Source organism: uncultured Acidaminococcus sp., from assembly GCA_900538365.1.
GTDB lineage: Bacteria > Bacillota > Negativicutes > Acidaminococcales > Acidaminococcaceae > Acidaminococcus.
This window is the reverse complement of sequence record UPXT01000004.1, coordinates 42,352-56,440: the sequence shown is the minus strand read 5'-3', so window position 1 is coordinate 56,440 and position 14,089 is coordinate 42,352. Positions and strand designations below refer to the sequence as shown.

Below are 14,089 nucleotides of genomic sequence, written 5' to 3'. Positions count from 1 at the left end.
GTTATGCTCCTAGCCAATGATGATCTTTTCTTCAGGATAACGGATCAAGGCTTCCCTGCGGCGGGCCGTAAGAGCCATGGCAAACGTCATGATGCCCACGCGTCCGGCATACATGGAAAGGATCATGATGACCTTCCCGCCGGCCGTAAGATGCTGGCTAAGTCCGCTGGAAAGTCCCACCGTCGCATAGGCTGAAACCACTTCAAATAGGGCCTCTACAAGCGTTGTCTCCTCTAGATAGGTAATGCCAATGATGGCAAGAAAGATCCAGATGATGGACAAAGTGGTAATGGCAAAGGCCCGATGGATGGTATCCTGGTCAATACGCCTCCCAAAAATGACACACTCCGGCTTTTGGAAGAGCACCTGATGCGCAGAAAGGATCAGCAAGGCGGCCGTTGTCGTCTTGATGCCACCGCCCGTTGAGGCTGGGGAAGCCCCGATGACCATAAGGAGCACCATGACAAGGATAGTTGGGGTGCGCATCTGCATCAGGTCAAAGGTATTGAAACCTGCCGTACGGGCAGAAACGGACTGGAAGAAACTGGCCATCCATTGGTCGCCGGCCGAAAGGGTTCCCAAGGTCCTTCCATTATCAAATTCCATGACCTGGATGAGGAGTGCGCCAAGACCGATCAAGACCACGGTCGAAACAAGGACGAGCTTTGTATGGAGCCGGTAATCCCTAAAATGTCGGGTATGGACCACGTCACTCATGACAGCAAAGCCGATGCCGCCCAAAATGATGAGCAGGGCTATAAGGCCATTGACCACTGGATCATGGACATAGGCCACAAGGCTCTGATAATTGCCAAAAAGGTCGAAGCCTGCATTGCAAAAGGCGGAAATGGCATGCCAATACCCATAATAGATGCCCTTGAGGCCGAACTGAGGATAAAAGCGCAGCGCCAAGGCCGTTCCGAGGACCCCTTCCACGACAGCTGTATATTTAGCCACGCGCAGGCTCATCCGGACCACGCCGCTCATGTCATTCTGGTTGAGTGAAGCCTGGATCATCATGCGATCCTGGAGATTGATGCGCCGCCCCAAGGCAACGGAAAAAAGCGTGGCAAAAAGCATCAGACCAAGTCCACCCAATTGGATGAGCCCAATGATGACCAACTGACCAAAAAGAGAAAAAACCTTTCCTGTATCACAGACAACAAGGCCTGTGACACAGGAAGCAGAAGTCGCTGTAAATAAAGCATCAAGAAAAGGCATCCATGTCCCATCCCTATGGGAAATGGGCAGCATCAAAAGGAAAGCGCCTGCAAGGATCAGCCCCAGGAACGTCAGGGCAACCACTTGGTTAGGAGAAAGATGTTTTCCTTTCAGCAAAGAAGTTACCTCCGGATCATATCGCCCGTAATCTCACGGAGCGTGGCTGCTCCGCACATTTCCATCGTATCCTTGAGTTCAGCCCCCAATTTATCAACAAGGCAGCGTACACCTTCCTTGCCGCCGCCATAAACAGCATTGACAAAGGGTCTGGCAATAAGGACGGCATCAGCGCCCAAAGCAAGGGCCTTAAAGACATCAACACCGGTACGGATTCCGCCGTCAACAAAGATTTTGACCTTTCCGCCCACAGCGGCCGCAATTTCCGGCAGGACTTCGGCCGTAGCAGGGCTCTGGTCCAGGACGCGGCCTCCGTGGTTGGAAACGACGATGGCCGCGGCACCTGCTTGGGCAGCCTTGACGGCCCCTTTGACGCTCATGATGCCCTTGACGATAAAGGGTACGTCCATGAGGGCAATGATTTCCTTCATTTCTTCCACCGATTTGCTGCCTGCGGGCGGCACGAATTTTTTAAGGAAGGGAAGGCCGGCTGCATCTACGTCCATGGCAATAGCAAGCGCACCCGAAGCCTTGACCAGGTCCATCTTTTCCTTGATCATCTGCAGATTCCAAGGTTTCACCGTAGGAATGCCCACACCTTGGCAGTCCTTGATGGCGTCCGTAGCACCGCGCATGACTTCCGCGTCCATGCCATCACCCGTAAAAGCAAGGATGCCTGCCTCGGCACAGCCCGGGACGAGCTGGGCGTTATAGGTCACATCATTGTACTTATCGCTGTAATGCATGGCAACCGCGCCAACAGGGCCGGCAAAAAATGGATAAGAGAAAGTATGTCCAAACAGGGACAGACGGGTATCCGTTTCCTTTTTTTCGCACAGTGTATCCATCACGACGCGGACGTCCTGCCAAGCCTGATAATTGCGGATGGCCGTGTCCCCTACCCCTTTCGCGCCAGGACCAGGGATGGTATTGCGGCAGGCAACGCCATTGCAGATTGGGCAGCCATGGCATTTGCCGAGGCATTTCCGTGCATTTTCAACAAGTTCTTTATAGTCCATGAAAATAACCCCCATACATTAAAAGATACTGTCATTATACCACAAGGAAATCTTTTCGCTTCAAAAACGCCAGCGTCCGTTTTCCCTATTTTTGCGTCCTCAGATAGGCGATGTATTCGTTTCCCCAGGTCTCGATGCTTGCAAGCACAGGACCAAAACGGCGGCCCATGTCCGTGAGGGCATATTCCACACGGGGCGGAACCTCTGCATAGACATGGCGCGTAACAAGGCCGTCCTTTTCCAGGGCCTTTAATTGGGAAGCAAGGGTCGCGTGGGTGATGCCCGTTGCCCGTTCCAGCTCACTAAAGCGTTTTGTCCCACCATCGAGCTGATGGAGCAGGATAATGGCCCATTTTCCCTGCAGGAGCCGCTGGGCAGTCACAAAAGGGCAGACCCCAAAAGCATCGTGTTTCATGGTGTTTCCTCCCAAAGGTCAAGCAATTCATACTAAGTCAGACAAAAAACCGTTCTTGTTTTCATTATAGAGCGGAATTATAATCAGAGCAAGTTTAAAAAATAGCGTTTTATTGAAATAACAGAGGAGGTTTCCCCCATGAAAAGAATGCCTGCACTATTTATTGGTCACGGCAGCCCCATGCTGGCCTTGGACCATAACGAAATGACAAAAATCTTAACGGATCTAGGAAAAAAGATCATCACGGACTATGGCCGTCCCAAGGCGATTGCCGTCGTTTCCGCCCATTGGTACACTCGGGGCAGCTACGTCAATGCCGCGTCAAAACCGGAACAGATCTATGATATGTACGGGTTCCCCCAAGCTCTTTATGAAGTCAAGTATCCGGCGTCGGGCGACCCTCGAACAGCCCGCCGCATCCATGACCTTACAGGGGCCATCATGACGGAAGAATGGGGCATTGACCATGGAGTTTGGACGCTTTTCGTCCATATGTTCCCTGATGCAGCCCTTCCAGTGGTTCCCCTCAGTGTCGATGGGACCCTTTCCCCTCAAGAGCAGTACGCCTTCGGAGAAAAACTGGCCGCCCTGCGGGAAGAAGGCATCGTCGTTGCGGGCAGCGGAAACATTGTCCATAACCTGATGCAGACGGACTGGAACAATCCCCACGGTTCCAAAGAGGCTGATGAATTTGACGCCTTTATTACGGAAAAGGTCCAGGAACGCGATGATGAAGCCGTCCTCACCTATCGGAACCACCCTCTTGCCGCCTACGCCGCACCAACACCAGACCATTTTTTACCCCTTCTGTATCTTTTAGGGGCATCCAAAGGGGAAAAGCCAAAAGTCTTCAACCATGTCCGCAACCTGGGAAGCATCTCCATGACAAGCTATCTTTTCCCCTAATCGCAAAAAAGACCGTGAAAAGGAGCGATTTTTTCGCTTGTTTTCACGGTTTTTCTTTATTTCATTTGATCATATCCAGGGACCAAATAATCGGTCAGGTACCCCACCTTGAATTTTCGGGGATCATCTTCCCGCAGCAGTTCATTCTGGGTGAGGACAATATCCAGGGCCTGCGGGGTAAAACGGGCCGTACCGCTCATGTGCATGATGATGATGGATCCTTTGCGGACCGTTTGCTGAGGTGTATAGATGCCCGCCTTGATGGCCCCTACCAGTTGGGAAAGGCTGTGGGCGGCATAATCCTCAGTGCTTTCATACCCAGAGACCAAATAGGTATAGCCTGTGTTAAAAAGCGCCTTGGCCCCGTTTTCGCTTATGGCAAGGGTGGGCGGACGGAAAAGGCGGGAAAGGCTATAGCGGCCGCCTATCTTGACATCGCCCACGGTTTCTGCCAGTTTTCGATAGGCCTCAGCCACATTTTCCGCGTAGGCTTCTGGGTCCTGGGATTCTACAATCTTTCCTTTTTTATCCCGAAAGGCCATGGCGGCATGAAGGTCCGTATGGCTTCCGATGATATGCCCTTCCTCGGCAATGGCCCGCAGCAGGTTTGGATTGCTCGGCATATAGCGCGTAATGATAAAAAAGGTTGCCGGCACGTTATGTTTGCGAAGGACATAAAGCAGCTGATTGATCGTATTGTCCGTTCCCCAATCATCGAAAGTCAGGAAAATGGTTCGTTCAGGAGCCGTCTTGATGACGCCGCTTTTATCGGCTTTGCGGATCACATCCTGGTCGAGGCCGTACATCCGGTCCTTATCATCAACTTGCGGCGCGCCGATATAGTGGGATAAAAAGACCTTGGAAAAATTCCGCCGGTCCACAGGATAAGCAATGGTTCCCGGCTGGAGTGCCTCAGGAATCCGGTCCTTGGGAACGGGATAGGTCCAGCGCTTTGCCGTATCGCTAAGGACGTCGCTGACGGAAAGGACTTGGTAGGCCGAATCGTTCCGAGGATTTGCTTCCGGTTGGTCCTGGAAGGTCCGGTACGTATTGGTGTCGACCTTTTCCTTATGGATCCTCGTCATGACCTTGCCAATGAGGGTGGGATCCGAAAGAAAATCCAGACGGAAATAGAGAATCTGGCCCCGGCCCAGGGAAAGGTCCCATTTTTTGAAGACAGCGTTCATGATTTCATCCGTTGACGCCGCGTCTTTGAGCCGGGTGAGGACCACATTGCGTGTCTGTCCCACCAGTGTGAGATCCATCTCACGGGCGGCATCTTCAATGATGGGCGAGGAAGGACCATACATTTGCCGCACCACGGTTGGCGTCACGCCGTATTCTTTTTGGAGACGCGTCTTGATGCGCTCCAGCTGCCCTTTGACCGCTTCCCGTGTGGGAGCGTCCCCAGGACGCAGCCCTATGCCAATTTCCTGGCCATGGCCTTTGATCATGCGGATGGTTCCCTGATTTTCCCGCAGGTCCCGCTCTGTCACAAAGAAGGTACCCCGCAGCTTTTCCTCATCCATGCGCTGGAGTACATCGGCTACGGTTTGGGCGTTCTGCAGACCGCCAAAAGTAAAGATGACGGCTTGTTTGGTTGTTGGAATGATGCTTAGAGCCTTTTCGGCTTTGCTTAGGGAAGAAAAACCTATGCACAGACAGAAAAGGCACAGCAAGATGAGTTTCTTCACGGCTTACTCCTTCCCTCCCTCCGCTTTACTGGAAGCAAGGTGTGAAAGATCACGGCTGCCCCCAAGGGACCACAGGAAAACGTGGGGATAGCCAGCTTCCATAGCCGCTTGGATCCAGGCTTCAAGGGTCGTAACGTCAGCGTACCAAACAGTCATGGTGTGTCCATCGGCTTCATAGGAAAAATGAAGGGCCGCGCTGGCTGCATCCCGTTGGGGAACCTTACCGTACTGTTCGGCGAGGGCCGCTGCCGCCTGTTCAGAAAGAAAACGGCCTTCTTTTCCATCCTTCCATACCGCACCTCCCAGCGAAAAAGCAAGGGAAGCCTCCCCTGTAAGGGCGTTCATCTTCCCGATTGTCCTGCGAATAAAGGCAAGATCGGCCTTGGGTCCAGGGCCATTGTGGGGGCCATGAAGGTTATAGGCCATAACAACATACTCAATGTTTTTCGGGAAGGGGGCGCTAAATGGCGCCGACGGTTCCAGGACGGCACGGACCTTGAGATGACGCCGTGAAGCCTGCTTTTCCAGTTCGGAAAGAAAGCGCAGGAAGTGTTCCTGAAGACGGGTATCTCCCCTTTTCCACAGGGTCTCATAGTCGATTTCCACGCCTGAAAAACCATGTTTTTCCGCAAGATCAAGAATGGAGGCAGCATGCTTTCTGCGGCGCTCTCCCGTCGCAAGAAGACTGGCCAGTTGCTCCGTATCCTTCAAGCGACTCGTCCCATCAGGGAAGACCACATCATTGACAATGGTCAAATAGGCCCGATCTGCGGCAAGCGGCGGTTTTTGGAACCCCTCCGGGAAAACCAATTCCTGTCGGTCATTGAAATACGCGGCAAAATATGAAATGTCCTGAAGACGGTCCTGAAGGACCTGAGCTTCTTTTTCCCCTTGTTCCCGGTTCCAATAGGTGATCCATGCCGAAAGGGACAAATGGGCACTCATGCCTTCCCGGGTGGGGCCCACTAGGCTTAAAAGGGCCATGAAGGCCAGCAAGAAAACCCAGCGGTATCGATGAAAATTGATCATAGGGCAGCAATTTCCCCTTTCTTTTAGATATAACGAAGGAACCAGTTCAAGATGTCTTCCCAGTATTGCCCGGCTTCGTACCGGAACCGGTCAAGACCAGACAGCTCAAGGGAATAAAGAACCTGCTCCTTTTGGGGATCAAGGCCCGTTTGAGAGCGAATGACAAGGTCTTCGAAAATCGCATCATACACACTTTCAGACTGGTTCTTTTGACTCCAGCTTTCATTTTTCCCCATGTCCGCCCCCAAAAACAGACAGCCTGGATCAAGGACAAGGACGGATAGAGGGTCAAGCGCCTTCCCATCGAGGGTGATCAAAAGCTGGTCATCCTGAAGGGAAAGGGTCAGGCTGTGGCTTTCCCGGGTATTTCGTTCCAGCTTCGGTTCATAGGGAGCAGCCCCCTCATTGACAGAACGGGCCGGTTCCGCCTTTCGTGCCATGGCTTTTTGGGCATACCGTTCAGCGATCTGTCTTGTCGGGGCATAGCGGGCGAGCGTTTCATAGTCCTTTACTTCCGCTTCTTTCCGGGCTTCTTCAACAGAAAGGCGGGATTTTCCAAGGAGCACGTCCACATTTTCCTGCAAGAGCGGTGTATCTTTCCCATGGCGCCGTTCCATAACGATAAGCCTGCCGCCGCTCAATTCCACGAGAAGGCAGTTTGAAAGGTCCTTGCTTGCCCGCAGAAACAGCTGCTGCCGACCAAAGGTGTTGCCCGTAAGCCGAACGGAAAGGCTGAAATTTTGGTATGCTTTGCTGCCTACAAGCTCGGTCAGTCCAATCCCGTAGGGAGCCGTCGTAAGGATAAGGGAATTACCCGTGATTTCCGAGGCGCCAGAATGACGTTTCCACGCTTCTTGGCGCTTTTTGTCGCCCTCTTCAAAGGGAATCTTCCCCATGCCTTTCGTATCAGCAGCCACGCGCATCAAAAGATGATTGACAGGCCATTGGGTTCCCGGTTCCAGGCGGGTCAGGTCGTAAGGACTGCTGTTATGGGCATTGAAGGAACTGCCTTCCCGATTGAAATTGATGGTAAAGAGCCGGCGGATCCACTTTTCATTGACCGCACTCACGTCATCCTGATTACCAAACTGAGTGGTGTTGGCATGCATGAGGGCGTAGGCTTCCGGAACAAAGCCCAATTCCCGCTGGTACGTATCGCGAAGGTTCATATAATCAAAATCAATCCGCCGCACCATATGCTGGTAGCTTTCCCTTGCATAGCCATCCTTATCCCGGAGATAATCCATGAGATAATGATTGTAATTGCGTCCCAGGCTGGAACGCAGCATGGAAAACTGCAGCGGCGTCAGCTCACCCAGATAATTGTGGTAGCGGTCAAAGACGTTGATGAAGCGCAGCCGGTACCCATCACTTCCCATATCCCAGAAGGATGAATCCAAAAGAGACTTCATGTCCCGTTTGCTGAGGAACTTAGGATCCTTGGATTCCAGTTTTTCCGCATAGGAAAACATGGTGGCATGGAAATTATATTTTTCCAAGCTCTTTTGGGCAAAAATAGCCGTATCCCGGCGCCCATCCTCAAACATCAGATAGAGGGACCGCGGCGGAAGACGTTTCCCTTCATAATAATAAGCAGCCACGTCTTTGCTGGTGATCGTGACATAGCCCGCTTTCCGAAGGGCTGCCAAATGATTCTTCAAAAGAGGTTCCCCAATAAGGTCCGATGTCCGCCCCGTCCGGTCAACCCCACCATAGGAAAGGGCAATGAATCCTGTATTGAGGGTGGAACTTGCCTCATCCTCAGCATAGGGTGTATAGGATTTTAGGAAAAAGAAAGCATAAAAAATTCCCAGCAGGACCAAAAGGAGGATAACAATCTCGATTAGGACACGCCGTTTCTTGCGGCGGTCCTTGAGCATCGTATAGGCATGATCTCCAAGGCTCATGACTTTGATTTCCCTCCTTTTTGAGAACCTATGTCAGCAGGTGTGGGACGGGTCCCCCAATTGGATTTCCAGAACGTGAACCAAGCCACGGGCATCTGCCAGAGAAGGACCAGCTCATAATAGACACAGAACCACATACCATAGATCCAAGTTGTGCTGCGCCGCAAAAAAAGCTGGGCAAGACTCATTAGGGCCGCCATCAGGAACATCCCGACAAAAAAGCCCAAGGGGACAATCCGGTACATGATGGGGACATAAAAGACATTATAGAGAACAATGATGGGGGCAATAATGGGTACCAAAAAACCCATATAGAAAAAAATGGCGGCAAAAGGTTCCTTTTTCCACATATAACGAGCGGCAATCAGGGATTCCCGCAGCCAGGACCGTTTCCAGCGCATTTGCTGCCGGAGGAACATGCGGTGGGTATTGGGAACAATGGTGGAACAGATGGCGGTATCCTGGTAAGTTGTACGATGTCCGCGGAGGATGAAATTTGTCATGCTCCGGTCATCCCCAAAGGTTGCCTTCTGTCCCAGAAACGTCTGGTGCAGCCAAGCCTCCTTATGGGCAAGGACAAGGTCCTTGCGATAGCACGAAAGCGGGCCCGACAGGCAGGTTACAGCATCAAAGTAGCCTTCCGCTGCTTTCATGATGCGAAAGGCAATATAATAGCGGACGGACTGCATCTTGGTCAGGGAATTGGTGTAGATATTGGCCACGTCGGTCCGTCCTGACACGCCGCCCATCTTTTCGTCCTTGAATGGCTGGACAAGATTCCTGACGGCATAGGGATCAAGAAAAGAGTCCGAATCCACGAAGACGAGGAGGGATTTTGTGGAAAGCTCGGCTCCCCGGGCCATGGCTTCCCGCTTCCCCATGTTCTGGGGCTGGCGGATCCAGCGTATCCGCTGGTCCGTATGGAAAAGCTGATCTGATGCCGTCAGGGAATCAATGGTCTGTTGGATCACTTCACAGGAGCTGTCCGTGGAGTGGTCATCGACAACGATGACTTCCAGCTGTTCAGGCGGATAATCCTGGTTAATGGCGCAAAGGATGGTTCGATCGATCCACGCCTGTTCGTTGAAACAAGGAATGATGATCGTGACCCCCGGCGTAAAATCGGGATCCACCTTCATGGGGCGGTAGAACGCGCCAAAAAGGTAGCGTGACAGCAGCAGGGTGGCGGCAATGATGCTATATAAATAAAGAGTCTTGTTGAATCGAAAATAAAGGACCGATTCAGCCCGCATCATGATGATGACAAAAACAACAATGAAAAGAAAAAACGAAGCAATCCCCAGCATGTAGCGGCCCCGTTTTTTATTGGCAAACTCGGCAAGCGTTTCCGCAAACTGCACGCCAATGAAAAGACCCGCCTGATCCTCTTTATGAAACGTCCTGACGACCGCAGCTGCTAGGTCCTTGATTTTCATTTCATATCCTTCAGGCAGGGTCCCAGGGGTAATTTCAAAAGAAAGGGAAAGGGTTGTTCCTTCAATCAGCAAGGATTCATCACTTCCTGGCTCTATATGAAGAAGCATGCCCGTCGTTGAAATGTCAATGGCCTGTGCCTTGATACGGTCCTTTCCTACACAAACGGTGACTTCATAATCCACGAGATAGCGCCGTCCGGCAGCATCTTCCCTGATATAGGCACCAAAATCCTCGGAGCCCTGTCCGCCGCCGTTTCCTCTGCGACGGTCCCGATGACTGCGCACCCCGGATGCATCCGGCACATGGGATAACAATCGCCGGTCTTTTTTCTCCCTCGTGAGGACATCACAATGTTCTTTCACAATCCTTCTCCTACAATCCAACAATCTTAAGGCCCCGCTGTTGAAGGGACTCAATCAAGACCTCTACTTTTTCTGCTAAACTGGCCTCGTCCGAGGGCGCTTTTTCTGGACGGTCCTTGACTGTGGGCGGGTGCTCGATGGGCCCATTCTTCCCCCTTTGGACCTTGGGCTTTTTAGGCCCGCCCACGACTGGGACGCCGCTTTCCACGGCAAGGATGCTCCCGCCTCCCACGCCTAGGGCAAATGTTCTGACAGCATCTATAGTTGCCATCTGACCGGGGTAAAACAAAAGGGGCGTATCTACATACACAGGAAGACCGGCCGCAGCTGTCCTTACTAGAAGGTCGGCTGTAACCTGCGTCCTCGGGGCCCGCATATATTGTGGGGCCGATCCGGTAAGATCCGATAGGGCCGTCTGTGTGTCCACAACTTCTTTCATGAACTTATCAAGCGGCAGGGCCTCTGCCCGTGCCTGTCCATGGAACGTAAAGTTGCCAATTAGATGGCCGTCTTCTTTGATTTTGCGCACAAGTTCCTTATCCATGGCCGCATTTTCCCCTTCAACAAAGAAAAGGGCCGTAACCTGATGGCTGCGAAGGACCGCTAAGAGCCGCTCTGTATCCGTCTTGGAAGGCAGTCCATCAAAAACAAGAAGCACCGATGAAGAGGCAGGACGAGCAAGGAGGCGGGCTGGTCCAGTGCCCTGTTGATAGCGTTCAATAGCCTTTTTGACGGCGTCTTCCGAAGTCTCGTAGGAAGCAGCCGGTTCAGCCATGAACCGCGTGACTTCTCGAGCATTGAGGTCTTTTACCATCCCCTGGATGACATATATCCCGCCTCCAAGAAAAAGACAAAGGACAAGGCCCAGACCCACTTTTAATTTTGTTTCACTTCTCATGGGTACTTCCTTTTACAAGCTCCAGTAAAGAAAGCCTTTTTTCTCAAAAGCTTTTCGTTCAAACATGCCCTTGACGTCAATGAGGACTGGCTGCTGACCCGCTTTCGGGCGGCGAAACAACCTTGCCACTTGACCGGGCTGCAGCTTTCGAAAGGCTTCATGCTGAACCAAAAAAACAATGCAGTCCGCGTCATGAACAGCTTCCAAGGGCGTCAGTTCAAGCCCATAAAGACGGCTGACTTCTTCTTTATCGGCACAGGGATCGACCATTTTGGGAGCAAGACCGCACTTGCAGAATTCCTCATAGACATCATAGGACCGGGAATTTCGGACATCAGGACAGTCTTCCTTGAAGGTCATGCCAAAAAGGAAAAGGTTGGCCCTGCAGATATCGATCTTGGCCTGCAGGAGCCGGGTCAGGACCTGACGCACCACAAAACTTGACATGCCATTGTTGATGCGCCGTCCGGCGGAAACAACCTGGGAATGATAGCCTAAGGTTTCGGCCTGATAGACGAAATAATATGGATCGATGCCGATGCAGTGTCCCCCTACAAGACCGGGATAAAACCCCAGGGCATTCCATTTGGTATTCATGGCCTTAATGACCTCCTTGGTCTCAATACCCATTTGGCTAAAGACCATGGCAAATTCATTGATAAGGGCAATATTGATGTCCCGCTGTGAATTTTCGACCAATTTGGCGGCTTCGGCGACCTTGATGGTAGGCGCCCGATAGATCCCGGCTTCGATGATGGATTCATAAACAGCAGCCACTGCGTCCAACGTTTCCTCGTCCATCCCAGAAACAATCTTGACGATATTGAAAAGACGGTGATGGCGGTCTCCCGGATTGATGCGCTCCGGCGAATAGCCAATCTTAAAATCACGCCCGCAGATAAGGCCGCTTTCCCGCTCCAGGATGGGCCGGCAGATATCTTCTGTCACGCCGGGATAGACGGTTGATTCATAAACAACGATGCTGCCTTGGGAGAGGTGGCGGGCCACAAGGCCCGTTGCCTCTTTGACCGCCGTTAAATCCGGTGTATTGTCCCCATTAAGTGGGGTTGGGACAGCAATGACAAAAAAATGGGCAGCCTTCAGCGCTTCTTCCTGGGCCGTAAACATGCAGTCCGTTTCTTTAAGGGCCGCATCCCCAGCCTCTCCCGTCACGTCAACCCCCGCCTTGTAGCGGGCCACCTTTTTTTCATTGGTGTCAAAACCGATGACGTCGTAGTGCTTGGCAAATTGGACGGCTAGTGGCAGCCCCACGTAGCCCAATCCGACGACCGCCAATTTGGTTTTTCTGGCAGTCAGTTCGCTATATAGATCAAAAGCATTCATCACTTATTTCCTATTTTTTCCTTTCCCTTTGACAGACAGGGCCGCCAAAGTCATTCATTTCGTTCCTTCTGTCTTATCTTGATTATCCTCTTCCGGTTCTTCATTTCCGTAATTCTTGAAATAGTAGGAAAGGCCTGCCCAAAGGGTACGGTTGCGCGTCCCATATTGGAGGTCTTCCAAATCATCGTACTCAAGGCTCAGGACCCAATCGCGGGTCAGCGTGTAGGATAAGCCCAGCCCATAGCCCTTAAAACCATGCATATAATCAGCCACCCCATTCATGGTATGTTCCACATAGGTTGCCCGAGGCTGGTAATAGTACTTGGCATAGGTATAGAGGTTGCCCTTTTCCCAGCTGTTTTCCTCGCCGCAGCTCAATGAAAAGACGCCTCCGCTCCCGCCGGGTTCTGTTTCATCATGTCCATAAAGATACTGGGCTCCCACGTGCCACCAACCGCCAAGAGGCATCTCATAACCAATTAGGCCGATATTCCGGTTGTTGCCCCCATCCATTCGGAACCCATAGGCCCCTAAAGAGAGTTTATTCTCCCCTTTTTGGTAAATCGCGGTAAGTGCCGTGACTTCATCGGCCTCATTGATCTTGCCAAAAGCCCCTTCCCAGTACCAGGGATGATGATTGCCATAGGCCACTTGGATGCCCTTGAACCTGCTGTCATAGATGTTTCCTCCCGCCAGGGTCTTGCCGAAAGCACCGGCCATGACCATGACTTTTCCAACAGCCCCTTTCAGGTAGTACCGATCAAGGTCAATGGTCCCGTCCATGCTGTCATCACCATGCAGGGCTTTCTCGCTTTCGAGCATCCCAATGGCGTGCCAGTTGTCATCTAGGTTGTAATCCATATAGATCCTGGCACGTAGCCGCAGCCGGTCATCGGGGAACTGGGTCCGTTTTCGTTCCGGATCGACGGCATGATGGTTGGAGGTATCATTGTTATCAATCCGGAGTTCCCCATCAATCTTGAATCTTTTGGATAGGTCGACGGTCGGTTCCGGCGTTTCAAGGACGGCTAGATCCCGGGCATGCTTTTCCTCATAATAGCCAAGATCTGCCAGTTCTTCGGCATAATCAGCCTGTTTACGGGATAGGTCCGTCAAGGGTTCCGTCGGGACAGACGGCGTTTCAGCAAGGTTTGTCCCTTTTTTCAGGGTAGCCGCGTCAGCTGAGACAGAGGAAAGTCCTTCTGCAGGCACATTTTTTTGCGGCACAAGACCTGCCATTTCATCCAGCACCCCATCCCTTCTTGCCGTCAAGGCGGCAAGCTGGGTCCTTGCCGGTTCAAGCCTTCTTTTGATGAGGGCCAGACGCACGCTGGCATCCGTAAGGACTTTTTCCCGGCGCAAGGCTTCTTTTTCAAGCGGCGCCATCACTGCTTCATCGCCGCTTTGAAGGGACGCGTAGATTTTCTTCTTTTCCGTTTCTTCAAGCGCTTGCTGCGCCTTTTCATAGGCCGAATAAGCCCGTTTGTATTCCTTTTCAAGGACGCTCACCATGGCCCTTTCCCGGGCCGTAAGGCGCGACAATTCAGAAAAGGTTTCCAGCTGTTTTTTCACCGCTTCCTGACGCGTCGGGGCGTCTAACTGGGAAAGGGCCAGCCCCACTTGCCGCGCCGCCTCTATTCGGGCAGGATCAGCTTCAGCCGCACCGGGCATCGCAAAAGGGAAGCTTAAGAGCACAATCCCCCAAAGGATTTTAGGATAATCAGTTCGATATAACCTCAC

Annotated in this window: 11 protein-coding genes; 1 reads left to right on the top strand and 10 read right to left on the bottom strand. The window is 52.1% G+C overall.

Features of this window, described 5'->3' with window-relative positions:
- Positions 1–9: 9 nt before the first annotated feature.
- The 3 genes from QZQ08_RS01505 to QZQ08_RS01495 all read right to left on the bottom strand — a co-directional run bounded on the left by QZQ08_RS01505 (position 10) and on the right by QZQ08_RS01495 (position 2,772).
- A complete protein-coding gene (locus QZQ08_RS01505; protein WP_296326914.1) occupies positions 10–1,338 on the bottom strand; it encodes a TrkH family potassium uptake protein in 1,329 nt (442 codons plus the stop codon).
- A 5-nt stretch (positions 1,339–1,343) separates the two neighbouring features.
- The gene (locus QZQ08_RS01500) at positions 1,344–2,357 is read right to left on the bottom strand and encodes an alpha-hydroxy-acid oxidizing protein (protein ID WP_296326912.1); all 1,014 of its coding nucleotides are present in this window, start codon (positions 2,355–2,357) and stop codon (positions 1,344–1,346) included.
- An 85-nt stretch (positions 2,358–2,442) separates the two neighbouring features.
- On the bottom strand, positions 2,443–2,772 hold the full coding sequence (locus QZQ08_RS01495; protein WP_296326910.1) for a helix-turn-helix domain-containing protein: 330 nt from the start codon (positions 2,770–2,772) through the stop codon (positions 2,443–2,445).
- A gap of 138 nt (positions 2,773–2,910) precedes the next feature.
- Between QZQ08_RS01495 and ygiD the strand changes: the two genes are divergently transcribed.
- Positions 2,911–3,678, top strand: coding sequence for a 4,5-DOPA dioxygenase extradiol (gene ygiD, locus QZQ08_RS01490; protein ID WP_296326907.1), 768 nt, complete (start codon positions 2,911–2,913; stop codon positions 3,676–3,678).
- A 56-nt stretch (positions 3,679–3,734) separates the two neighbouring features.
- On the opposite strand, the gene QZQ08_RS01485 is transcribed toward ygiD, so the two are convergent.
- Genes QZQ08_RS01485 through QZQ08_RS01455 form a run of 7 tightly spaced genes read right to left on the bottom strand, consistent with a single transcriptional unit; the run spans position 3,735 to position 14,089 of the window.
- Complete coding sequence (locus QZQ08_RS01485) at positions 3,735–5,372, bottom strand: polysaccharide deacetylase family protein (protein ID WP_296326905.1); 1,638 nt, start codon at positions 5,370–5,372, stop codon at positions 3,735–3,737.
- Positions 5,373–5,375: 3 nt separating this feature from the next.
- Positions 5,376–6,401, bottom strand: coding sequence for a glycosyl hydrolase family 18 protein (locus QZQ08_RS01480; protein WP_296326903.1), 1,026 nt, complete (start codon positions 6,399–6,401; stop codon positions 5,376–5,378).
- A 23-nt stretch (positions 6,402–6,424) separates the two neighbouring features.
- Positions 6,425–8,308, bottom strand: a complete 1,884-nt coding sequence (locus QZQ08_RS01475; protein WP_296326901.1) for a hypothetical protein — start codon at positions 8,306–8,308, stop codon at positions 6,425–6,427.
- Positions 8,305–10,107, bottom strand: coding sequence for a glycosyltransferase (locus tag QZQ08_RS01470; protein WP_296326899.1), 1,803 nt, complete (start codon positions 10,105–10,107; stop codon positions 8,305–8,307). Before QZQ08_RS01470 ends, QZQ08_RS01475 begins: the two co-directional genes overlap by 4 nt.
- A gap of 10 nt (positions 10,108–10,117) precedes the next feature.
- A complete protein-coding gene (locus QZQ08_RS01465) occupies positions 10,118–11,005 on the bottom strand; it encodes a polysaccharide deacetylase family protein (protein WP_296326897.1) in 888 nt (295 codons plus the stop codon).
- 12 nt (positions 11,006–11,017) lie between these two features.
- Positions 11,018–12,349: a nucleotide sugar dehydrogenase gene (locus QZQ08_RS01460; protein ID WP_296326894.1), complete on the bottom strand. Its 1,332-nt coding sequence runs from the start codon at positions 12,347–12,349 to the stop codon at positions 11,018–11,020.
- A gap of 54 nt (positions 12,350–12,403) precedes the next feature.
- A complete protein-coding gene (locus QZQ08_RS01455; protein ID WP_296326892.1) occupies positions 12,404–14,089 on the bottom strand; it encodes a hypothetical protein in 1,686 nt (561 codons plus the stop codon).